This window comes from Clostridium carboxidivorans P7 (assembly GCF_001038625.1).
Taxonomy (GTDB): Bacteria; Bacillota; Clostridia; order Clostridiales; family Clostridiaceae; genus Clostridium_AM; species Clostridium_AM carboxidivorans.
This window is the reverse complement of the sequence record NZ_CP011803.1, coordinates 545,474-568,995: the sequence shown is the minus strand read 5'-3', so window position 1 is coordinate 568,995 and position 23,522 is coordinate 545,474. Positions and strand designations below refer to the sequence as shown.

Annotated in this window: 18 protein-coding genes and 1 riboswitch; of the genes, 8 read left to right on the top strand and 10 right to left on the bottom strand. The window is 29.4% G+C overall.

Annotation, left to right across the window (positions count from 1 at the left end; genetic code table 11):
* Positions 1–58: 58 nt before the first annotated feature.
* Both Ccar_RS02470 and Ccar_RS02465 read right to left on the bottom strand, forming a co-directional pair.
* Positions 59–1,009, bottom strand: coding sequence for a metallophosphoesterase family protein (locus Ccar_RS02470; protein ID WP_007063899.1), 951 nt, complete (start codon positions 1,007–1,009; stop codon positions 59–61).
* A 229-nt stretch (positions 1,010–1,238) separates the two neighbouring features.
* Positions 1,239–2,285 (bottom strand): PocR ligand-binding domain-containing protein, encoded by a 1,047-nt coding sequence (locus Ccar_RS02465; RefSeq protein WP_007063900.1) that lies wholly within the window; start codon positions 2,283–2,285, stop codon positions 1,239–1,241.
* 571 nt (positions 2,286–2,856) lie between these two features.
* Between Ccar_RS02465 and Ccar_RS02460 the strand changes: the two genes are divergently transcribed.
* Both Ccar_RS02460 and Ccar_RS02455 read left to right on the top strand, forming a co-directional pair.
* A protein-coding gene (locus Ccar_RS02460; RefSeq protein WP_416101003.1) for an IS1182 family transposase occupies positions 2,857–4,292 on the top strand; the annotation gives its coding sequence in 2 pieces (ribosomal slippage) (positions 2,857–3,439 and positions 3,439–4,292; 1,437 coding nt in all).
* An 86-nt stretch (positions 4,293–4,378) separates the two neighbouring features.
* Positions 4,379–4,978: a tyrosine-type recombinase/integrase gene (locus Ccar_RS02455; protein WP_007064424.1), complete on the top strand. Its 600-nt coding sequence runs from the start codon at positions 4,379–4,381 to the stop codon at positions 4,976–4,978.
* A 234-nt stretch (positions 4,979–5,212) separates the two neighbouring features.
* On the opposite strand, the gene Ccar_RS02450 is transcribed toward Ccar_RS02455, so the two are convergent.
* Both Ccar_RS02450 and Ccar_RS02445 read right to left on the bottom strand, forming a co-directional pair.
* Positions 5,213–5,449 carry a hypothetical protein gene (locus Ccar_RS02450; RefSeq protein WP_007063434.1) on the bottom strand — a complete coding sequence of 79 codons (237 nt, stop codon included), beginning with the start codon at positions 5,447–5,449 and terminating at the stop codon, positions 5,213–5,215.
* A 73-nt stretch (positions 5,450–5,522) separates the two neighbouring features.
* Positions 5,523–7,733: an ATP-dependent helicase gene (locus Ccar_RS02445; protein ID WP_007063435.1), complete on the bottom strand. Its 2,211-nt coding sequence runs from the start codon at positions 7,731–7,733 to the stop codon at positions 5,523–5,525.
* Positions 7,734–7,907: 174 nt separating this feature from the next.
* Between Ccar_RS02445 and Ccar_RS02440 the strand changes: the two genes are divergently transcribed.
* On the top strand, positions 7,908–9,389 hold the full coding sequence (locus Ccar_RS02440) for a nicotinate phosphoribosyltransferase (RefSeq protein ID WP_048029845.1): 1,482 nt from the start codon (positions 7,908–7,910) through the stop codon (positions 9,387–9,389).
* A 200-nt stretch (positions 9,390–9,589) separates the two neighbouring features.
* Here Ccar_RS02440 and Ccar_RS02435 read toward each other — a convergent pair whose 3' ends face one another.
* On the bottom strand, positions 9,590–9,811 hold the full coding sequence (locus tag Ccar_RS02435) for a hypothetical protein (RefSeq protein WP_007063438.1): 222 nt from the start codon (positions 9,809–9,811) through the stop codon (positions 9,590–9,592).
* 226 nt (positions 9,812–10,037) lie between these two features.
* Positions 10,038–11,306, bottom strand: a complete 1,269-nt coding sequence (locus Ccar_RS02430) for a D-alanyl-D-alanine carboxypeptidase family protein (protein WP_048029844.1) — start codon at positions 11,304–11,306, stop codon at positions 10,038–10,040.
* Positions 11,307–11,530: 224 nt separating this feature from the next.
* Between Ccar_RS02430 and Ccar_RS02425 the strand changes: the two genes are divergently transcribed.
* On the top strand, positions 11,531–12,136 hold the full coding sequence (locus tag Ccar_RS02425) for an NUDIX hydrolase (RefSeq protein WP_007063440.1): 606 nt from the start codon (positions 11,531–11,533) through the stop codon (positions 12,134–12,136).
* A 132-nt stretch (positions 12,137–12,268) separates the two neighbouring features.
* On the top strand, positions 12,269–13,783 hold the full coding sequence (locus Ccar_RS02420; RefSeq protein ID WP_007063441.1) for an MBL fold metallo-hydrolase RNA specificity domain-containing protein: 1,515 nt from the start codon (positions 12,269–12,271) through the stop codon (positions 13,781–13,783).
* Positions 13,784–14,099: 316 nt separating this feature from the next.
* On the opposite strand, the gene Ccar_RS02415 is transcribed toward Ccar_RS02420, so the two are convergent.
* Positions 14,100–15,368: a S8 family peptidase gene (locus Ccar_RS02415; protein WP_007063442.1), complete on the bottom strand. Its 1,269-nt coding sequence runs from the start codon at positions 15,366–15,368 to the stop codon at positions 14,100–14,102.
* A gap of 180 nt (positions 15,369–15,548) precedes the next feature.
* Between Ccar_RS02415 and Ccar_RS02410 the strand changes: the two genes are divergently transcribed.
* A complete protein-coding gene (locus Ccar_RS02410) occupies positions 15,549–15,797 on the top strand; it encodes a CPF_0552 family protein (protein WP_007063443.1) in 249 nt (82 codons plus the stop codon).
* A 72-nt stretch (positions 15,798–15,869) separates the two neighbouring features.
* Here Ccar_RS02410 and Ccar_RS02405 read toward each other — a convergent pair whose 3' ends face one another.
* The 3 genes from Ccar_RS02405 to Ccar_RS02395 all read right to left on the bottom strand — a co-directional run bounded on the left by Ccar_RS02405 (position 15,870) and on the right by Ccar_RS02395 (position 19,657).
* A complete protein-coding gene (locus Ccar_RS02405) occupies positions 15,870–16,952 on the bottom strand; it encodes a dihydroorotate dehydrogenase (protein ID WP_007063444.1) in 1,083 nt (360 codons plus the stop codon).
* Positions 16,953–17,158: 206 nt separating this feature from the next.
* Entirely contained in the window at positions 17,159–18,205 is a 1,047-nt protein-coding gene (locus tag Ccar_RS02400) for a glyceraldehyde-3-phosphate dehydrogenase (RefSeq protein ID WP_007063445.1), read from the bottom strand.
* Positions 18,206–18,481: 276 nt separating this feature from the next.
* Entirely contained in the window at positions 18,482–19,657 is a 1,176-nt protein-coding gene (locus Ccar_RS02395; protein ID WP_242852186.1) for a methyl-accepting chemotaxis protein, read from the bottom strand.
* 524 nt (positions 19,658–20,181) lie between these two features.
* On the opposite strand from Ccar_RS02395, the gene gltX reads away from it, so the two are divergent.
* Positions 20,182–21,636, top strand: coding sequence for a glutamate--tRNA ligase (gltX, locus tag Ccar_RS02390; protein WP_007061951.1), 1,455 nt, complete (start codon positions 20,182–20,184; stop codon positions 21,634–21,636).
* 247 nt (positions 21,637–21,883) lie between these two features.
* Positions 21,884–21,985: riboswitch (purine riboswitch) on the top strand.
* Positions 21,986–22,153: 168 nt separating this feature from the next.
* The gene (locus Ccar_RS02385) at positions 22,154–23,518 is read left to right on the top strand and encodes a nucleobase:cation symporter-2 family protein (protein WP_007061952.1); all 1,365 of its coding nucleotides are present in this window, start codon (positions 22,154–22,156) and stop codon (positions 23,516–23,518) included.
* The last annotated feature ends 4 nt before the right edge of the window (positions 23,519–23,522 follow it).

Genomic DNA, 23,522 nt, shown 5'->3' with positions numbered 1-23,522 from the left:
CAAGTACTTTTTGAAATTCTTATTTAGCAATTCCCTACTTTCATATCAATAACTATTTTTACAATGCTATCTTATTAACCTTAATAAGCTTTAACTCTTTATTAATTAAATCATCTTTCAACTGAAAATCAAACTTTAAACATTCACTAATGCAGGATTTTTTATCACATAAGGTGCAGTGACCACCACTAGCAGTTAAATAAAAAGGCCTATCATTATATTTACTAGCTGGTATACATGGGTTTTCCTGATAAAAACAATGAAGATGGTGAGTTACTATAGCAATTATTCTATTATGATATTTATCCATAAAATCATTAAAATTACTTGTAAACATGCAATTTAAAGAATGTGATGTTTTATTATTCAAAACTTTATCCTGTAATTTGCCTATACTTGGCGGGATATGCATATCTATAAGAAAATTTATATATGGACCTTCTTTATCTATATATTCACCTATTTTATTAAGCTCCTTTTTAAAGTAATTGTGCTTATTAAAAAATCCATCGGACTTACAGCCTGTATTTAGCAATATAATATTTAATCTTTGAGGTCTTAAATTTATTATTTCATTTGTTTTTCCTATTAATTCAATATAGTTAATTTCGCTAACTGTAGAATTAGTGTATTCATGGTTACCAATATTCATAAAAAAAGGAATATAATCTTCCTGTGCAGCATTTCCGTATAGTATCTCCTTAGTTTTATTTACAAACTTCATTAACCCTTCTTTAGTTCCATTATTTGTCCCATCTCCACCATGTATAATACATAATACATTTTCACATTGTGCTGCCTTTTCCAGTAAACGAGAGTATTTTTCTAAGTTTGTTATTGCTTCCCCTTCACAAATTTTATCTGTATGAGTATCTCCCATAAAAATTATTGAAAACTTTTCTTTAAATCTTTCTTCCATACATCTATAATTCAATATAATGCTTCCTAAATCATTCAATCTTATATTAAAACAGCTGGCAACTATCATTTTCAAACACTTATCTCTCAATTTTCACATCCCCTTGCATCATTTGTATTTAATGTGTTTTTTGTATTATATTAAAAAACAATTTACACCGTTACAACTTCAACAAGTAAAATGTTATGTTTTACTAAGCTAACTTGTAATATACTCTAAAAATCCAACATGCTATTTTAAAAATTTATATACAAAAATGACATTCACCCTGACTCAAAGTGAATGTCATTTTCATAAAGAGCAACTTAATGTTTTAATTTTACTTATGAGAACTTGCTAATTTATTTAATGCATCAACAAATTCCGTAATCTCTTGTAAGCTTGCAGTAACTTCTTCAATTGCAGCAGATTGCTGCTCTGTATTTTCCAATGTAGAATCAGATGATTCCATAGTTTTATCTACAGAATTCTCTATCTTACTTGTAAGTTCTGATATTTTTAAAGCTGTTTCCTTAGAATTTTGAGATAAATTTCTTATTTCAGTTGCAACAACTCCAAAACCCCTTCCAACTTCTCCTGCTCTAGCTGCTTCTATGGCTGCATTTAATCCCAGCATTTTTGTTTGGTCAGCTATGCTTTTTATTGAATCAAGTATTGTGTTAATTTCCAAAGATATATTTTTTACATTAACTATTTCTTCACTTAAAACGTGTTGGTTATTAGTTACATTAACTGAAGAAGCTGATAATTCTTCCATAGTAGCTGAAATCTGACTAAAATTCTCTGAAAGCACCTGGGACATATTTCTAATCTTTAATTCTTCATAACCTATTTTTGATAAAGCATTAGCAATTATATACAGTACTTCTGCAGCTGCTCTTACGCTTTTTTCAGTAGTAACCTTTACCTTATTTACTGCTTCCACATATCCATTTTCATTAACTCCTATTTCATTTGCAGTTTTTCTAAACTTAGATTCATCTGGAGCAGAAGTTAATATTTGTCCACCTAAAATTGTTCCAATTTGTCTTCCTTCCACTAATATAGGTGCAGCAAAATCAATTAATCCTGCATGACAAGTATAAACATATGGTCTTCCTGTTCTTGCAGCTTCTTCACCACCTCTTCTATGTGATTCAGCACACCTGTCGTCACCTGACTTAGTAGATTGAGTAAGCTTCAAACAAAAATCTGTATAAGAACTTGGCTTAGTTACTGGTTTTCCATTAATGTCTACGGTTATACTGGCAATATCCATGCTTTCTGCAAAATTATCCTGAAATCTTTGAAGTAAATCAATATCAATAACATCCTTTATCTCTATTAAATTTAAATCAACATCATTACTACTAACTATTTTTGACATAAAAATTCTCCTTTTCAATTTTCGATAATCATAATATTTTATCGAATATTTTATAAATAACTTAAATTTTGTATTAAATTGGCGAAAAATACCACTTTCCTACGTATTTATAACAATATCTTCTATTACAATCAATTTTCACAGTTTATTCCTGTTAAGTATTAGCTATAAAATTATTACTTTTTTTACCTTTGACATCTTTTTTTTTAACCTATATTATTTATTAGAACAAAATAGATATTTTGTACAAATTAATTATAACATAAAATTGATGTGAATCCAATTATTATGAAAAATGTGTATTATTATGGAATAAAATGAAATAAATTAATAGATTTGTCAATGTAGTTTCTTGTATTAATGTATATATATTGTATTATTTATAAGTAAAAATGTATTAACATTATGATAAATTATACAAAATATCTATTTTGTCAGGCTGTTGATAAACATATTTTGTCAGCAGCCTTTTAAATTTTTAGCCCGATAGGGCTTTTTTTTAATTCAAAAAGGATTTTAAGATTTTGTGTAGAATTAATATAATATCAGATTTTTTAAGGAGTTAACTATTATGATTAAAGAAAATAATTCTGCACAGCAACAATTAGAGTTAGTATATATAGAAAATTTAGTTCCCAAAGATCATATCTTAAGGAAAATTGATAAATATATAGATTTTTCATTTATAAGAGATTTAACTAAGGACTTCTATTGTCCTGATAATGGACGACCAGCAATTCAGCCAGTAGTTTTATTCAAAATGTTATTTATAGGTTACTTATTTGCAATAAGATCAGAGCGACAGCTCGTGAAAGAAATTGAAGTAAATGTAGCTTATCGCTGGTTTTTAGGATTTTCATTAACAGATAAAATCCCAAGTCATTCTACTATAAGCCAAAATAGAATAACAAGATTTAAGGATACAAATATATACCAAGAAATCTTCGATAATATTGTATTTCAAGCAATAAATAAAAAATTGGTAGATGGTAAAATTCTATATACAGATTCTACACATTTGAAAGCTAACGCTAATAAAAACAAGTTTACAAAAGAACAAATTACACAATCAACCAAAGACTATTTTAATGAGTTAGAAGAAGACATTAATAAGGATAGAGTAGCTCATGGAAAACAACCTCTAAAAAAAAAGATAAAATAGAAAAAACTAAAGAAATTAAGACCAGTACTACAGACCCTGATAGTGGCTATATGCATAGGGATGGAAAACCAAAAGGATTTTTTTATTTAGATCATAGAACTGTAGATGGAAAGTATAACATAATAACAGATGTTTATGTAACGCCTGGTAACATAAATGATGTAGATCCTTATATAGAAAGACTAGATGTTCAAATTAAAAAGTTTAATTTGCAAACTAAATATGTTGGAGCCGATGCTGGTTATTCTACTAATAATATTTGTAAACAAATATTTGAACGAGAACTAAAAGCAGTTATGGGCTATAGACGTAGTCCTCATGTAAAAGGTAAATTTACTAAATTTAGATTCCAATATGTTAAAGAACAAGATGTATATTATTGTCCAGATTTAAGAGCATTAGAATATAGAACTACTAACCGTGATGGTTATAGAGAATATGTATGTAAAATCGAGTACTGCAGCCAATGCAATAAAAAAGAAAATTGCTTATCAGATAAAAGCAAAAGAAAAGTTGTTTATCGCCATGTCTGGGAAGATTACAAGGATGAAGTAATCAAATTTACTAAGACTGATAAAGGAAAATGGCTATATAAAAGAAGAAAAGAAACTATCGAGCGTAGCTTTGCAGATTCAAAAAATCTCCATGGTCTGCGCTATTGTCGCATGCGTGGAATTAAAAAAGTTTCTGAACAATGTTTGTTAACAGCAGCAGTTCAGAATATGAAAAAGATAGCCAGGGTGCTATCGCACCTATTTTTGCAATTTTTAAAGAATTCACTAACCAATTTATGGATAACATTCTCTTTTTATATGCTACCGCATAAATATTTAAGACAAAATTAAACCCAGCACTTTAAAAATGCTGGGTTTATGAACAATCTGACAAAATATCTATTTTGTTTAATTTTGTACAAAAAGGAGATATTTTAATGACAAGTAGCCCCGAGAATAGGATAAAATATTTTACTCAAAATGAAGCAGCAAAACTTTTTAATGCAATTGAATCTTTTCAAGGCATTCATTCAATTAGAGATTTAGCAATTTTTAGAGTTGCATATAGATGTGGGTTAAGAGCATCTGAAATTGCTTTAATAAAATTAGAAGATTATAATGCTTCAAAAGGTGAACTTTATTGTAAAAGACTAAAAGGAAGCAGCAATAACACTATTAGACTTGATATAAAAACTAAAAGTGTTTTAGATAAATATATAGCTAAATATAGGATATTATCAGAATCAAGTCCATTATTTGTAAGCCAACAAAATAAGCCTATTTCTAGGCAAACTCTTGACTATTTAATAAAAAAATACTGTTCCCTTGCAAATATTTCTGATAAAACCAAGTATCATTTTCACTCTTTAAAGCATACTACAGCTGTACATCTAGCTGAATCTGGTATGGACATAAAAGAGCTTCAGTGGTGGCTTGGCCATAAATCTGTTTCTAACACAGAAATATATTTTCAATTTACAACAAAGCAGCAAGAAAAAATGTATGCTAAACTTGAAATAAGCTGTGAAATGGTATAGATCTTATAAAATATTAAAATAAACCTCTTTGTGAATTTTTATCATAAAATCATTCAAAGCACAAAGAGGTTATTTTTTATATAAGAATATACATGTTGATGATGGGGATTTTATTTATTATAAACTAAATGATTATGTAAACACTTATGATAAACTATTAAAATATTACAATACACATTTTTCAGTAAAAAAATAAAATAACTTCATAAATTTTTCTTTTCAAATAACTATATATTATATTCTCATATCAATTTTGAATTTAATTGATACTATCACCATATGTTTACATGGCTTCACTTCTTTACAGGTGCATGAATCAACCATTTCATCTTTTACTGTTACCATATTTACAACATTAGTATCAATATCTATTACTATTTTTTCATCAGTATTTTTTGGATTATCATAATGTAGAAATCTTCCTCTTTGGGCTTCTCTAATAGATTCAACTAATAGTTCCAAATTTGTCATTATGTTGCCTCCAATAAATTAATATATATATCACCACCTATATTATAATATGATTCTATGAACAAGATTAATGCTATAAATCAAGCAAATCACTATTTTTTAACACATAAGCATCAAATTTTCTTTCTATAGAATTATGAAACCTAATATTTATATAACTTCCTTCATAGGATACTATTTTTCCTTTGCCAAAAGTTTTATGTGTAATTTCATCACCTATATTAAACATTCCCTTTAGCTTTTCTGTACTCTCTTCTCTGATACTCTTATAAACCCCTGATTCTTCAATAAATCTTGACATATGTGCTGATTTTCCTTTAAACATATTAGTACTATATAAAGTTAAATTATCTATAGCTCTTGTAACACCTACATAAAACAACCTTCTTTCCTCTTCAACATTTTTAGGAATGCTATTTATATGCGGTATTACCCCTTCATTGCAATTTATAATAAATACATTTTTAAATTCCATTCCCTTTACACCATGTATGGTACTTAATATGACTCCACTATCTTCTTTTGATTTATTTTTAAGCTTTTCCTCCACATCTTCTATATGTGCTAAAAATGGAATTATGCTGCCATAATCAGAAGCAGAGGCTTTAAATTCTTCTATTACATCCTTGAGTTCTCTACTTTCCATTTTTAATCTTTCACTGTATTCATTAATATAATCATAATAACCTAAATCCTTTGTTATAAAATTTAAAGCATCTCTTAAACTCATTTTATTTAATTTCAATATGTCATTTTCCAACCTTTCCAAATTTTTAATTTGAAAAATAGGTAAATCCTCTATTTCCATTAAAATTTTAAAACAACTTTCTTTATTTATATTCTTTTTGACTTTTTCAATATGAACCTTACTTACGTATCTAAAAGGTTTATTAATTACTCTTCCAAAACTTTCTTTATCAGTGATATCTAAGGATAACTTTAAATAAGCTATTAAGTCTCTACATACAAAATGTTCAAAAAAATTATACTGCTTATCCAGTATTTTAAAAGGTATTTCCTTTTTTAGCATAAGGTCTACAATACTCCTATTTTCTAAATTAGTTCTATACAATACTGCAAAGTCTTCTAAATTATATGAGTTATCTTCACACAAGTTTTCTATTGTCTTACATATGCTTAATGCTTGTTGTCTTTCATCACTCAAATTAAAAAAATTTATAATACCTTTAGTTTTCTTATTTGCTTCTATGATTTTACTATTTCTATTTTTATTACCTACTATTATTTTTTTTGAAATATCTACTATATTTTCATTACTTCTATAATTAGTCTGTAAAAATATCTTTTTTCCATTTTTAAAATATTCGTTAAAATTCACCATGCAATCTGGTCTTGAGCCTCTAAAACCATAAATACATTGATCCTCATCTCCTACTGCAAAAATAGAACTATTCTCCCCAAGCATCTGTAAAAGTTCTATTTGCAAGCCATCACAATCTTGAAATTCATCCACCAATAAGTATTTAAAAAGTTTTTTATATGCTTCTAAGAGCTGTGGATTTTCTAAAAATAGTTTTTGTGCATTTAATTGAATATCATCAAAATCCATAAGTTGATTTTCTTCTTTATATTCTTCATATACCCTAAAGCACTTTATGAAAATATCTTTATCTATGCTTGGCTTAAAATATTCTAATTCCTGTTTACTATTTTTAAAAAGAGATATATTATTTATTACTTCCTTTACTTTTTCGTCTCCCACTGAATCTAAAAAGGATATTAAAACTTCATTTATTATTCTATAAGATTTTGAACTATCTATTATATTAATTCTCCCTATATGCCTTATGAGTATTTTATAAAAAAGCCCGTGGAAGGTTCCAAAAAAAGGTGTCCTTTTACTGCCAGTCATATTTATATACCTTTTTTTCATGTTTACAGCAGCTGCTTTAGTAAAAGTTATTACTACCATATTATTAGGGTTGATACTCAAATCATTTATAATATGTATTATCCTATTTATGATTATTGTATTTTTCCCAGAGCTATCATTATTTAAATATTCCCTCATGAGTTCCAAATCCCCTAGTTGCAAGGAATGAGGAACATAATTTGTTTTATATATAGGACCGAATGTACACAAATAATCAATTCTATTAATAATAACTTGAGTTTTACCCGCTCCAGGACAAGCAATAACAACATAATTATTTTCATTACTCAAAACCGCTTCTCTCTGCATTAAGTCAAGATATCTATAGCGCTTTTCAATAATTCTATCCCTTAAATAGCAAAACTCTTTTTTTAATGTCTCTTCAATCACTCTTTATCCACCTAACTTTAATTTTTTTATATAATTAGCTTAATTGCATATACTGCTTAATGTAAGTTAATCCTATACTATTGTAATAATTTTATTAAAGTATTACAATGTGTATATACACTTATAATTCTTAACATGATTATTTTAATTAAAACATATAGAGGAGATTTAACCATGGAATACACTAAAAATTTCAACATAAGAACTGGAAGAAACCTTACAATGCTAGTGGACTTTTACGAGCTCACAATGGGAAACGGTTACCTACATAGCGATATGGGTGAAAGAATAGCTTATTTTGACATGTTCTTTAGAAGAGTACCTGATGGTGGTGGATACTGCATTATGGCAGGTGTTCAACAGGTGATAGAGTACTTATCCAATCTAAAATTTTCCGAAGATGATATTGAATATTTAAGAAATAAGAACGCATTTTCTGAGGAATTTTTAAATTATTTAAAAAACTTTAAATTTTCTTGTGATGTCTGGGCTATTCCTGAAGGAAATCCTGTTTTTCCTAATGAACCTTTAGTTACTGTAAAAGGTCCTGCAATTCAAGCACAATTTGTAGAAACCATGATACTTCTTACAATAAACCACCAAACTTTAATAGCTACAAAAGCTAATAGAATTTGTAGAGCTGCAGGAAATAGACCTGTAATGGAATTTGGTTCTAGAAGAGCTCAAGGATATGATGGTGCAATTTATGGAGCAAGAGCTGCTGTTATTGGTGGATGTTCATCAACTGCCTGCACAATATCTGAAGAAATGTTTGGTATACCTGCTGTAGGAACTATGGCTCACAGCTGGATACAGCTATTCCCAACAGAATATGATGCTTTCAAGGCTTGGGCAGACGTGTACCCTGATAACTGCGTACTTTTAATAGATACTTATAATGTATTAAAATCCGGATTGCCTAATGCTATAAAAGTATTCAATGAAATTTTACTTCCTAATGGCTTTAGACCTAAGGGTATAAGAATAGATAGTGGAGACATAACTTATCTTACTAAAAAGTGTAGAGAAATTCTTGATGAAGCAGGTTTTAGCGATGTACAAATAGTCATTTCAAATTCTCTTGATGAATTTATTATAAGTGATGTCTTAAGCCAAGGTGCTTGCATTGATTCCCTTGGAGTAGGTGAAAGACTGATTACAGCAAGATCTGAACCTGTATTTGGAGGAGTATATAAACTATCTGCTATAGAAGACCCAGTAGGAAATATAATTCCTAAAATAAAAATAAGCGAAAATGAAGAAAAAATAACCAATCCAGGTTTTAAAAATATATATAGAATATATACTAAAAAAGACAATAAAGCTATTGCAGACTTAATAACTTTACGTGATGAAGAATTAAACTTAAATGAACCTATTGAAATATTTGATCCAGTTTTTACATGGAAAAAGAAAAAAATTAAAGATTATTATGTAAAAGAATTAATGGTTAAAATTTTTGACAAAGGAGTCCCTATATACGAAAATCCTAATGTTATGGACATTAAGAAAGTTGTTGAAGAAGAAACAAGTAAAATGTGGCCTGAAGTTTTAAGGTTTGAAAATCCTCATACATATTATGTAGATTTATCAAAAAAACTATGGGATTTAAAACAAGATTTACTTCATAAGTATTCCAATACATATGAAGAATAATAAAAAAAATAATTTTAAAAATTTAAATAACTAGTCAAATGTTGTGAGATTATTTTGTGCTATTTTATAATCATTAATATCCCAAGAGTTATGATTATAAAAAATAGCACAAAATATACTCCATGTTTGACTAGTTATTTTTATCCTACAATAATTATTACACATTTTAGCACGATGATTTTTTAAAATAAAACTACGATTTACAAATATTGATTATGAAATTCTGCATAATATTCTTTAGTAAACATTAAGTCTTTTTGAACAGATTCTATTTCATTTTTATAATCTACTTTTTCCATTAAATATTCATTCAAATTTTGAAAAGGACAATTATCTCCTGTGGCTTTATAATTATATAAAGCACATTCCTTAAAACACTCTATACTATTGTCATAAGTTGATAAAAAAGGACACTCAGTCATATTCCTACACCCTCTCCCAAGAATTTATATATCTCGGTTTTCATTATACAATATTTACTAATGAAAATAAAGGAATTTACTGAATTTTTTTAAATTTGTATACATATGAATTTTTACACAGTGATAAAATCATTCACAAATAGTTTTCTAACCCCTTTAATAATATTCTCTTACATAAAAATAAAGAATTGAGGCTTTGTTAATTCCTCAATTCTTTATTTTAACTTTAAATATATTTTCCTCTTTTATTTCTTCTATTTAAACTGATAATTTTTTTTATAGCATATATTGCAACACCTACTATACACAAAACTATAGCTGCAGCTGCTGCATAATATGCCATATTATTCTTAGCAAAAGTTGACTTAGATACAGTAGAATATAATTTATAGTTATTTGTTACATTTCTTTCTTTAACTGTTAGATTTCCAATAGAACTTTCTCCTTTTATACTAGAAGTATTAATATTTGATAAATTAACAGTTTTACTCAATTCATTCTTATTTATATAATTATCATAGTATACAATATCTTCCTTTGTACATATAGGTACATTTATAGTCTTTTCAGGTCCAATTATTAAAGGCTTGTATTTTATAGACTTTGTAGTAACAACATCCCCTGCCTTATAAAGAGTAACAGGTTTGGCAGCATAACTCCAATTTATTATTTTCTCCATATCATTAAACACTGCCATATCTGTTGCATCATATACGGATTTCATGACTACACCTAAAATTTTTCTGCCATCTCTTTCATACACAGTAACAAGACATTTTCCAGCTTCAGATGTATATCCAGTCTTTCCTCCAATACATCCATTTTTACCTAGGAGCTTGTTTCTATTTTCTATAACAAAGCTAGTACCACTAGAAGTCTTTATTGTATTTTTCTGCTTTCCCATAGTTTCTCTAACCCATGGATTTTGAAAAGCTGTACTTGCAATATTACTAAGATCATATGCAGTTGTATAATGATTTGGATCATGTAAACCATTTGGAGTAACAAAATGAGTATTTTTCAAATTTAATTGCTTTACTTTTTCATTCATTTTATTTGCAAAATCTACATCATCTTTTCCTACACTCTCAGCTATTACATAAGCCATATCATTACCTGAATAAAGAAGCAATCCATCCATAACGTCCTGTGCTGTCATAGTTTCCCCTACATTTATAGGATGAAGATCTGCATTTAGTGCAGATGGTGGCTGAATTTTAGCTTTTTCTGTATATTTTAAAGCATCATTTTTATTTTTATTTTCAGCAAGAAGCAATGCTGTAAGAAGTTTAGTAGTACTTGCAGGATACATTTGTTTATCTATATCTTTAGCATAAATTATCTCTCCAGTTTTCATATCTACTGTTATAGCAGCTTTACCGTAAATTTGCGGTTCAATTTCCTTAGATGCAGAATTTTCTGCAGCTAATACATTAAAATTTAAAGAAGAAGCAATAATAAGTGATAATAATAAAGGTAATTTTTTCTTTTTCAAATTTCATCTCTCCATTTACTTCCATATTTAATATTATAAATTTTATTAATTTTTCAATTAATTAATGCATAATATTATGAATTAAAGTATTATAATTAAATTATACCAACCATTAGTATAACACCTAGAAGAGAATTTGACAATTTTCATATGAGTTCATTTTTCAAAGCTTAAACGTAAACAAAATATATATATAAATACTAAATAGTACTGGAGGATTTTATATGATAAACAACATAAAAACTATATTCAAACATAGACAGGAAGGTATAATGGGACATTATAGAAAAAATGCAGTAATGATTTTACTTCATAAAAAGCAAGGTAAAATCAATATAGTTTTCGAAGTAAGAGCTTTTAATTTGAGACATCAGCCTGGTGACATATGTCTTCCTGGAGGTAAATTAGAAGAAAATGAATTGCCAATAGATGGCGCTATAAGAGAAACTATGGAGGAACTCAATTTAAAAAGAGAAAATTTAGAATTTGTAGGAAACATGGATTATGTTGTGACCCCTTATAATTTTATAATGTATCCTTTTATAGCAATTTTAAATTGTGACAACATAAAACCTAATAAAGATGAAGTGGACCATATTTTCGAAGTTCCTATAGAATTTTTCATAGAAAATCCTCCAGAACTATATAAGTTAAATTTGCTTCCTAATCCGGAAAATTCATTTCCCTATGAACTTATAAGAAATGGAAAAGACTACAAATTTCGTGTTGGATGTGTTCCTGAATACTTTTATAAATATAAAGATTATGTATTATGGGGATTTACAGCTTTTATTATAAAAAATTTTATAGATATAATTAACACTAAATAACAAAAACATACATTAATTTATAAAATAAACAAATGTTTTCATAATATTTTATTTTATGTAAAAATAATATTTAAAATTTTCAAAATATAATGTATAATGATAACAACAACACAGGATAAGGGGGTACTTTAAATGAAAATTGAATTTTATGGAGCATCTGGTTGTGTTACTGGATCAAGTCATTTTTTAAAGGTAAAGGATAAAAATATACTTTTAGATTGTGGCATGTATCAAGGAAGGGATGAAAAAGAAAGGGGTAATGAAACCTTTAATTTTAATCCTAAAGACGTAGATTACGTTATTTTATCTCACTCCCATATAGACCATAGTGGCAGAATACCTCTTCTATATAAACAAGGCTTTAAAGGTGATGTTATATGTACAGAGGGTACTAAGGACTTATGTAGTGTAATGCTTTCAGACAGCGGACACATACTAGAATCAGAAGTTGAATGGAAGAATAGAAAAAGAGCACGTCAAGGTCTTCCTCCACTTGAACCCTTGTATACAGAAAAAATAGCCAATGTAGCTATGTATCTATTTAACGGATATCCATATGATCAGTGGATAGAATTATTTGATGGATTTAAAATAAGATTTAGAGATGCTGGACACCTTTTAGGTTCAGCTATAATAGAAATGCTTATTGAGGATAACAAAAAGCAAATTAAATTAGTCTATACTGGTGATTTAGGTAACAAGAATATACCTATTTTAAAAGACCCTACAATAATTGATTATGCAGATTATTTGATTATGGAAACTACGTATGGAAATAGACTTCACACTTCCATATCATCAGAACTTACTGATCTTGCCAAAATTATTAAAAGTACTTTCAAAAGAGGAGGAAATGTAATAATTCCATCCTTTGCAGTGGGAAGAACTCAGGAAGTTTTATATACCTTAAACAACTATGTAGAAAACAATATTTTAAAGGGAGTTTCCGTTTATGTGGATAGTCCTTTAGCTTCTGAATCCACAGCTATCTTTTCTAGATATCATAAATATTATGATGAAGAAGCTCAGGAAATCCTGTCCAAAGGAAGTGATCCTTTAAGTTTCCCTGGTTTAACCTTTACTAAGTCTCCTGAAGAGTCTGCAAAGCTTAATAAAGTTCAAAGTGGTGCTATTATAATCTCTGCTAGTGGTATGTGTGAAGCTGGTAGAATAAAACATCATTTAAAACATAACTTATGGAGAAAAGAAAGTTCTATAATATTTGTAGGATATCAAGCAGAAGGTACTTTAGGAAGAAGCATAGTTGATGGTGCCAAAAAAGTAAAGCTCTTCGGAGAAGAAGTAGTAGTAAATGCTAAGATATATAATTTACATGGTTTATCTGGTCATGCAGATAGAGATGGACTTGTAGAATGGCTTGAAGCTTTAAAAGCTAAACCTGAAAAGGTTATTTTAGTTCATGGTGATACTGAAGCTCAAGAAAGCTTCAATGAGCTGCTTTTATCAAAGGGATATTCTACTTATATAGCTAAGCCCGGCGATACATTTACTCCTGAATTGACTCCTGAAAAATTCAGCGTAGTTAGAAATAGAATCCTTTCAGTTATAAATTCCATAGAAGATTTGGATTCAACGGATAAGGAACTTCTTATTGAAAAAATAAGAGAAGAGATAAAAGATATTTAAAAATAATACGAAGTATTATTTTTAGATGACAATTGACAAAGGACAGAGGACAATGAAGGTGAGTTTTCCTCCTTACGTCAGAAAACTAATTTATTTCAAAGCTTATTTTGCTAACACAAAATAAGCTTTAAATTTATATAAGTCAGCAATGTTTCACTTTAGTGAAACGAGCTCTCAAAAATTTAATTAAAGATTTTTCGCAGCACAGCGGAGAAAAATCATCCTTCACTGTCCTCTGTCAATTGTCCTCTGTCCTCTAAAAAAAGTTGTGTCACAATGTGCTTATTATATTAAGCTAAAATTTTGTGTGTGCTATTTATTTTTCCATAGTCTTTTCCAATTGTATAGCTTTATAAGCGTCTACTAATCCATAACCGGTATACTTATCTTTTCCTTTTTGCATTACATCCACTGCAGACTTGTCAAGTACATCCTCCATTTCACTTGGTGTAACTGATGGATTTTCTGCTTTAACCATTGCAGCAACGCCAGATACCACTGGTGCTGCCATACTAGTTCCATCCCAAGCTTCATATTTGTTGCCAGGTACTGTACTTACTATTTGTACTCCTGGAGCAGCTATCTTTACTGAATTACCATAATCAGAAAAGTATGCTTTCATATATGAAGGATTAATTGCTGATACTGTATACGCACCTGCTTCTCCTGCCGGGCTGCTGTTATCACAATCTATATTATCATTTCCAGCCGCAGCTACTATAAATGACCCTTTATTTCTAGCATACTGTATTGCATTTTCTATATCTGTGCTTTCCTCATCACAGCCAAAACTTAAATTTATTATGTCTGCTCCTTTATCTGCAGCATATTCTATGCCCTTAGCTATAATATCAGATTGTCCTTCTCCCTTAGAATTTAAAACTTTCACTGGTATTATCTTAACATCCAGGTTACCTGTAATTCCTGATATACCTTGCTTATTATTGGCCTCTGCAGCAATTATTCCTGCTACATGGGTACCATGAGAATTGTCGTCCATAGCATCACTAGTGTTATTTACAAAATTATATCCTAAATCCTTTAACACTCTATTTTTTAAATCCACATGATTATAATCTACACCGGTATCTACTACTGCTACTTTTACTTCTCTTTTTTGATTTACCAATGACCATGCCTTATTACTCTCAGTATATCCTATATCCCATTCATATTTATAGAATGAATCATTAAGTATTGTTCCTCCACTAGTATTTGTACTTGGTGGGTTAACATTTTGAACTGGAGTTTTCTGTATAGGCTTTACTATGCCTATATTTTTAGGATTCTGTATTTTTTTAATGCCTTTAAATTTAGAAAGCTGCTTTTGAAGCTGTGAATCACTTAAATTACTGGATATGATTATATATGTTCCATCCTGTAATCTTATAACTTCCACACCCGATATAGAACTCTTTATACTATTTATATCGAATTTGTTGGAGACTTGTACTATTTTTTTTGCTCCTTTTACTTTTGTTGTTGATAATGTTTTGTTTTCTGAAGCATAGGCAGAACTACCTTCTAATACGAACACACAAGAAAGAAGAACTGCACCCAGCTTTTTTCTTAATAAAGTATTCACAAAATATCCCTCCATCCCATACTGTTTCAATTAAAATTATATTTTACTAATATGACAATTAAGTTACAACATTATTACTAAAAACTAAATTTTTTGTTAATATTTTTTACTACAAAAATATGTTTAATTTTACAAATTAGGTATATACTATATACGTATATTAAAAAAGGAGTGATTTTTATGCAAACTACAATTATGGCAATATCCATTGATTCAAGAAACATTCATGCACCAGAAGTTCAAACAATTCTAACTAAATATGGTTGTATAATAAAAACAAGACTAGGCCTTCATGAAGTTCAAACTGAGACTTGTTCTCAAGTTGGTCTTATACTTTTACATATTTGTTCAGATTCAAGTGAAATAGAATCCTTGGAAAAAGAGTTGACAGAAGTAAAAGGAGTCAATGTAAAACATATGATTCTTTAAATCATCAAATATAAAAAATAGACATAGACAATTTTTCTAAAATCATCTACGTCTATTTTTTACATTATATTTTTAAACTTCTATTGCAGTTTCTGGGCATCTAGTTAAGCAAAGACCGCAGCCAAAACATTTAGTAGTGTTTATATTTGCTTTATCGCTTATTGTTATAGCGCTATATGCACAGCTTTTAACACACTTACCACAGGAATTACATTTTTCCTTATTGATTTTTGGGAATATAGGTTCTCTTATAACCTTTCTTTCCTGCATCTTTCTAGCCGTCAATCCTCTAATATCTTCAACACTTTCAAATCCATGTGCATCAAGCCAACTATTTAATTCATTACTTACCCTTGAGTATACACCATTTCCTTCTAGTATAGCAGCAGTACAAATCTGAACTGCTGATGCTCCTGCCATTATCATTGCCACTGCATCTTCTCCTGAGGATATTCCTCCTACACCTATTACAGGAACTTTTACAGAATTAGCTATAGAATATACATATCTTAATGCTATAGGATTTAAAGATTTGCCAGAAAGCCATCCATAACCCTTTTCCCCACCTAAGTAAGGAAGACCTGTTTCTACATCTATATGAAGACAAGGTCCTAAAGAGTTTATTGCAACAAATCCTGCTGCACCTTCTTCTACAAGTCTTTTAACATACCAGCCTATTTTAGTTATACCTGGACTTATTTTTATATACACAGGCTTATCACTTTTACTTGCTATTTTTAATGAATCTACTACTGACTCCAAGTCCTTTTCCATATAGTGAGTTGATATTTCAATAATATCTGCATAAGGTGTTATTATAGGAAGTACCTTTTCAATTTCCTTTGCAGTATAACCTAAACTTACTATAAAAGGAACACCATAGCTTTTACATTTTGAATATCCCTTTTCTACCCATTGTTCTACGGAAAGTTCAGACCATAATTCACTATTTAAAAAAGCACCATCCTTTGTTTCCTGCATACAAGGTCTAGCAGTTCTAACAAACTTTTCAGATATAGTTTTAGTTACTAGTGCTCCTACTCCCTGCTTTACACATTCTAACATGCAGTCAGCATTTCTAACCTGTGGTCCAGATGCTGGCATAATAGGGTTTTTTATCTTTATTCCGTGAAGATCTACATTTAAATTAGCCACATTATTACCCCCAATCAACTACTTAAATCATTTTACTTATTTAATTCTACACTTATTCATGTTTTCCTTCACAAAAAGGCCAAAATTATTAATATTGGGCCTGTCAATTTGACAAGTGTAAGGCTGTCAATTTGACAATTGGCAGCCTTATATTTTCCCCTAAATATCCACTTTTAATCCCAAGTTCTAACTTTTCTAAATTTCCACTAAACAACCATTCCCATTTTATATTCACACTGCTTTTGCATTTCCATTGCAGTATAATTTACTAAATCAACAGTTCTGCAAGAATATCCCCATTCATTATCATACCATGAGACTACCTTTACCATATTTCCTTCCATTACCATTGTTGAAAGCCCGTCTACTATGGATGATCTCTCATCTCCTTTGTAATCTATAGAAACTAGTGGTTCTTCTGAATAACCAAGTATTCCTTTCATATATCCTGAAGCTGCTTCCTTAAATGTATTATTAATTTCATCCACAGTTACAGATTTTGAAAGTTCACAAACTAAATCTGTAAGTGAAACTGTTGGAGTAGGTATTCTTACAGAAAAACCATTTAATTTCCCTTTAAGATTTGGAAGAACTTTTCCTACAGCCTTTGCTGCTCCTGTTGTGGTTGGTATTATTGATTCTCCTGCTGCTCTTGCTCTTCTTAAATCCTTATGATTTTTATCTAATATTCTTTGATCATTAGTATAAGAATGTATAGTAGTCATCAATCCTTTTACTATTCCAAATTTGTCATCCAAAACTTTAGCAAAAGGTGCTAAACAGTTAGTAGTACAAGAAGCATTTGAAATTACACAATGTTTCTCAACATCTAGCTCTTTTTCGTTAACTCCCATAACTATAGTTATATCTTCATCTTTTCCTGGTGCTGTTAATATAACCTTTTTAGCTCCTGCTTTTATATGCTTCATGAGCTTTTCTTTATCTTTAAAAATTCCTGTAGACTCTACTACTATGTCTATATCCATTTTTCCCCAAGGTAAATTTTCTGGATCATTTTCTCTTAATATTTTTATGCTCTTACCGTTCACTATAATTGAATTTTCTGTAGTTTCTACCTTTCCATTAAATCTACCATAACAAGAATCATATTTGAAAAGATGAGCTAGAGTTTCACTATCTGCTCTAGCATTGATAGCCACAATTTCTACATCCCTACCCAATCTATTTTGAGCAATCCTAAGCACTGCTCTACCTATCCTTCCAAAACCATTAATAGCAACTTTTATAGACATATTATTTCCTCCTATATCCTTAATACCTAATTGTTAAAATATTAATATAGCATATTAGGTTTTTTGTTATTAATATATGTGTTATATTTCACATATGTGCTATATTATTTATACCAATAATATACGCTTGTGTCAATTTTGCTCCCACTTAAATTATGCTATTTTATCTTTCATTTTCACCCTATAACTCTTTTTTCCAATATCATAGCTTAATATAAAAAAAATCTGCCGTATTTAAATTACGGCAGATAATATATAAAATATTCTAAGTTTATTTTAATCATTTTTATTTTTTAAGTCTTCTACTTCATTTTCCAATTTGCTAGCTAACTTGGAAACTTCCTCACAAGATGCCACCAATTCTTCACAAGATGCAGATATTTCTTCTGAAGTTCCAGAGGTTACTTCCGATACTTCTGATACCTTTTTCACCTTATCTAAAACAGAATTACTGTTTTCTGTAACCTTATTTAAAGATTCTCCTGTTTCTTTTATAAGTACAGGCACGTTCTTTACTGAAGCTATAATATCTTCAAATGATATTATAGTATCATTAGCTACTTCAGCTTGCCCCTCTAGTAATGCTCCAACTTTACTTGAATTATCTAATACACTTTCTGTTCCTTGGGAAATTGACTTTACAAGATTTACTATTTTTCCTGATGAAACTTTAGATTCTTCTGCAAGCTTTCTAACTTCTTCTGCTACTACAGTAAAACCTTTGCCTTGCTCTCCAGCTCTAGCTGCCTCTATTGATGCATTTAAAGCTAAAAGATTAGTTTGTTCTGATATAGCATTTATTACATCGGTGATTTTCCCTATTTCTGATACAGTACCAGATAAATTATTTACGTTTTCCATGACTACATCAAAAGAGTTCTTTACTTTTACAATAAAGTCTATGAGCTCATATATTTTACCTTCACCTTCTACTGCCTGTGTTTCAGTTTCTTGTGTATTTTTATGTACAGTGAACAATTTTCCTTGAACTAAATCCGTTTCTTTTGTCAAACTTGTTAAAAGTTCTACAATTTTCATAATTTCATTAGATTGATCATTAGCTCCTTGTGCAACTTGCTGTATTGAATTTGCAACTTCATTTGCTGAAGCTAGCATTTCATGTGACCTACTAGAAAATCCAGATACTACTTCTTCTAAATGTCCACATGATGTTTTAATCCATGAATCAGCTTCAAACTTAGTTGAATTTTCATTTCCGTTCTTTTCAACATCATTAGTTTGTTCAATAACTTTCAGCAAATTCCTTCCTTCTAAAGCCGCCAAAATTATAATAATAATAGTAAAAATAGTAATTATTATACTTGAAGGTTTCCATGTGAAATCATAGCCACCTGAACCACTATTTATAAAACAGACTAATGTAATTATTAGTATAAAAGGTACTATGGAGCTTAATACAAAAAATGACAACAGTTTTCTTTTGATTTTCATGTCTATCCCCTCTTCTAATTGATTTTATTTATCTGCAACTCACAATAATAAATTATTTATAATACTACATATAAAAAAACTATACATTAGTTTAAGTTATGAATTACAGTTACTAAATATAGTATACTAACATTTGCTGCTAATTTAAAGAGTTCTATTAAATATAATTTAACTTCTGACCTATTTTTAGGCAAAATCTAATGGATTTTTTTGTATTTTTATGTCGTATGCGCTTTTGCTTTTTTATTTTTCGACTTTGTACAAACGTATACATATTTTTCTTTATATTCTATTGTTTAATTTTTATCAATAATATAATAATAAATTATTCTACATAATTATATTTAAATTTTTTAGAAATTTTGAATTTTCCTTATATAATATCTTGCATCTCCCTTTTTTCCCAGCGTATCTTGACACCAGTTGATTGTTAATATATTATTATAAGTAGTAATATTAAGTTAGTTTACCTTTCGTCACTGTGATGAAGGGTTTTTATTTTAATAAATATAGGAGTGGTAAAAATGGCTAAAATTAGAACAAGATTTGCCCCAAGTCCAACAGGTTATATGCATGTTGGTAATTTAAGAACAGCATTATATGCTTACTTAATAGCCAAACATGAAAATGGAGACTTTATACTTAGAATAGAGGATACCGACCAGGAAAGATTTGTAGAGGGTGCTCTAGATATAATTTATAACACATTAAAGGTTACAGGACTTAAACATGATGAAGGTCCAGATATAGGTGGTCCAGTAGGTCCTTATGTTCAAAGCGAAAGAACTAATATATACATAGAATATGCTAAGCAGTTAATAGAAAAAGGTGAGGCTTACTATTGTTTCTGTTCTAAAGAAAGAATGGAAACTTTGAGAGCAGAAGCTGAAGCTAATAATACAGCTGCTAAATATGATAAACACTGTCTTAGTTTATCTAAGGAAGAAATAGAAGAAAAGTTGGCTTCTGGTATTCCTTATGTTATAAGACAAAATAATCCTTCAACAGGCACTACAAGCTTTGAAGATGATATTTACGGAACTATAACTGTAGATAACTCAGAATTGGATGATATGATACTTATAAAATCAGATGGATTCCCTACATATAATTTTGCTAATGTAGTAGATGATCATTTAATGGGAATAACTCATGTAGTTCGTGGAAGTGAATACTTATCATCATCACCTAAATATAACAGATTATATGAAGCTTTTGGATGGGACGTTCCAATATATGTACATTGTCCTCCAATAATGAAGGATACTCATCATAAATTAAGTAAAAGAAATGGAGATGCTTCCTTTGAAGATTTAATGGCAAAAGGCTATTTAAAGGATGCTATACTAAATTATATAGCTTTACTTGGTTGGAATCCAGGTGGTGAAAAAGAAATATTCACTATTGATGAATTAGTGGAAACCTTTAACTATAAAAATATAAATAAATCACCAGCTATATTTGATGATGTAAAATTAAGATGGATGAATGGAGAATATATAAAGAAACTTCCATTAGAAGAGTTTCATAAATTAGCTCTTCCTTATTATAAAAAGGTTATAACTAAAGATTTAGATTTTACTAAAATAAGCCCACTTCTACAGACAAGAGTAGAAGTTTTAAATGAAATACCTGATATGGTAGACTTTTTTGAAGCTCTTCCAGAACATTCAGCAGAACTTTATGTTCATAAGAAGATGAAAACAAACTACAAAAATTCATTAGATGTTTTAGAAAAAATATTGCCTAGATTTGAAGCTTTAACTCCATGGACTTTTGAAAATATAGAAAAAATTTGTATGGATTTAGTTGCAGAACTTGGAGTTAAAAATGGTATAGTTTTATGGCCTGTAAGAACTGCTGTTTCAGGTAAAAAATCAACTCCAGGCGGTGCTTACGAAATAGCTGAAATAATAGGTAAAGAAGAAACTTTAAGAAGAATTCAAGTAGGTATTGAAAAACTTAAAGCTGCACAATAAACCTATAGATATTAAAAAGCTGTGAATATAAGGGTAATTCTACCTTAATTTCACAGCTTTTATTTAATTGACTCAACTTTTTCAAGAGGACAATTGACAGAACCCAATTAAATTTCAAACGCTATAATTCGTTACAGTACGAACTATAGTATACTTATATGTAAAAAAATACTATTAAACACGAATATTTATGTTTAAATTTAATAAATTGTATTGATATTTTTAAAAAACTATGCTAACATGATGTCATAATACTAAATAAGTCATCCGTATAATCCTGATAATAATGGTTCAGGAGTCTCTACTAGGAAACCGTAATTTCCTTTCTATGGATGAATCTGAGGAAACTATATACTTTAAACTTTTATCAGTTTAATGAGATGTTTTTCGAATTCCGCTGCAGATTCTCCATGAATTAGCCGCGGATTTTTATTTTGTATTTAAAAGCTTGTGGAAAAATTCCTCAAGTAAGCAATATTATATACTATTTTTTAATTTTACAGGAGGTTTTTTTATTATGGAAGATGAAAAAATGAATGCAGTTGATAAGGTAAATGAAGTTCTTCCTGCTCCTCAACTGTTTACATTAGGTTTACAGCATGTACTTGCCATGTACGCAGGCGCTGTAGCTGTACCATTGATTATAGGTGGTGCAGTAGGTTTGACACCAGCTCAATTAGAACTTTTAGTTGCAGCCGACTTATTTACTTGTGGAATTGCAACTTTAATACAAGCACTTGGAATAGGCCCTAACATTGGTATTAGATTGCCAGCAATATTAGGTTGTACCTTTGCAGCTGTTGGTCCACTTATAATCGTAGGTAAAAATTTAGGAATGCAGGCAGCCTATGGTTCCATAATAGTGGCCGCAATTATTGTAGTACTTATTGCACCACTGTATGGTAAAATACTTAAGTTTTTTCCTACTGTTGTAACAGGCACAGTTGTTACTATGATTGGTCTTTCTCTAATAAATGTAGGTATAACTAGCATTGGTGGTGGTTCAGGTGCTAAAGACTTTGGAAGTGTATCTAATCTTTTATTAGCTGGATTTGTAATGATTGTGGTTCTACTATCAAATAAATTTTTCAAAGGATTTTTTCAAGCAATTTCTGTTTTAAATGGTATTATTCTAGGTACTATAGTTGCTTCATTCATGGGAAAAGTAGACTTTTCACCAGTTATGAATGCAAAATGGATAAGCTTTGTGCATCCATTTAACTTTGGTTTTCCAAAGTTCGATATTGGCTCAATAATCATGATGACTTTTGTTATGTTAACAGTAATGATTGAATCTACAGGTACTTTTCTTGGAATTGGAAGAGTTTGTGATAAAGAAATTTCTGAAAAAGATATTGTACGTGGTCTTAGAGCAGAAGGAATTGCCACAATCTTAGGAGGCATTTTTAATTCCTTCCCTTACACAACTTTTAATCAAAACCTTGGTCTTTTATCACTAAGCAAAGTAAAAAGCCGTTTTGTTGTAGTTGCTTCTGGTATCATTTTAGTATGCCTTGGTTTAATTCCAAAATTTGCAGCTATAGCTACAATTATTCCTCAACCTGTTATAGGTGGAGCTACAACTATAATGTTTGCAATGGTTGCAGTAGCTGGAATTCAAATGCTTTCTGATGTAGATTTTAATAACAATTGCAATATGCTTGTTGTTGCTTGTTCTATTGGTGTAGGTCTTGGAATTACAGGTGTACCTACTTTACTTGATCATACTCCATCAATTTTTAAATCTATATTCAGCAGTGGTATAGTTTCTGCATCAGTTGTTGCCGTATTATTAAATGCATTTTTAAACCACGGAAACAAAAATGTTGAAACTAACATTCATACTGATGTAGACCCTTCTCCAAAATGTTCTGAAGCTTAATTTT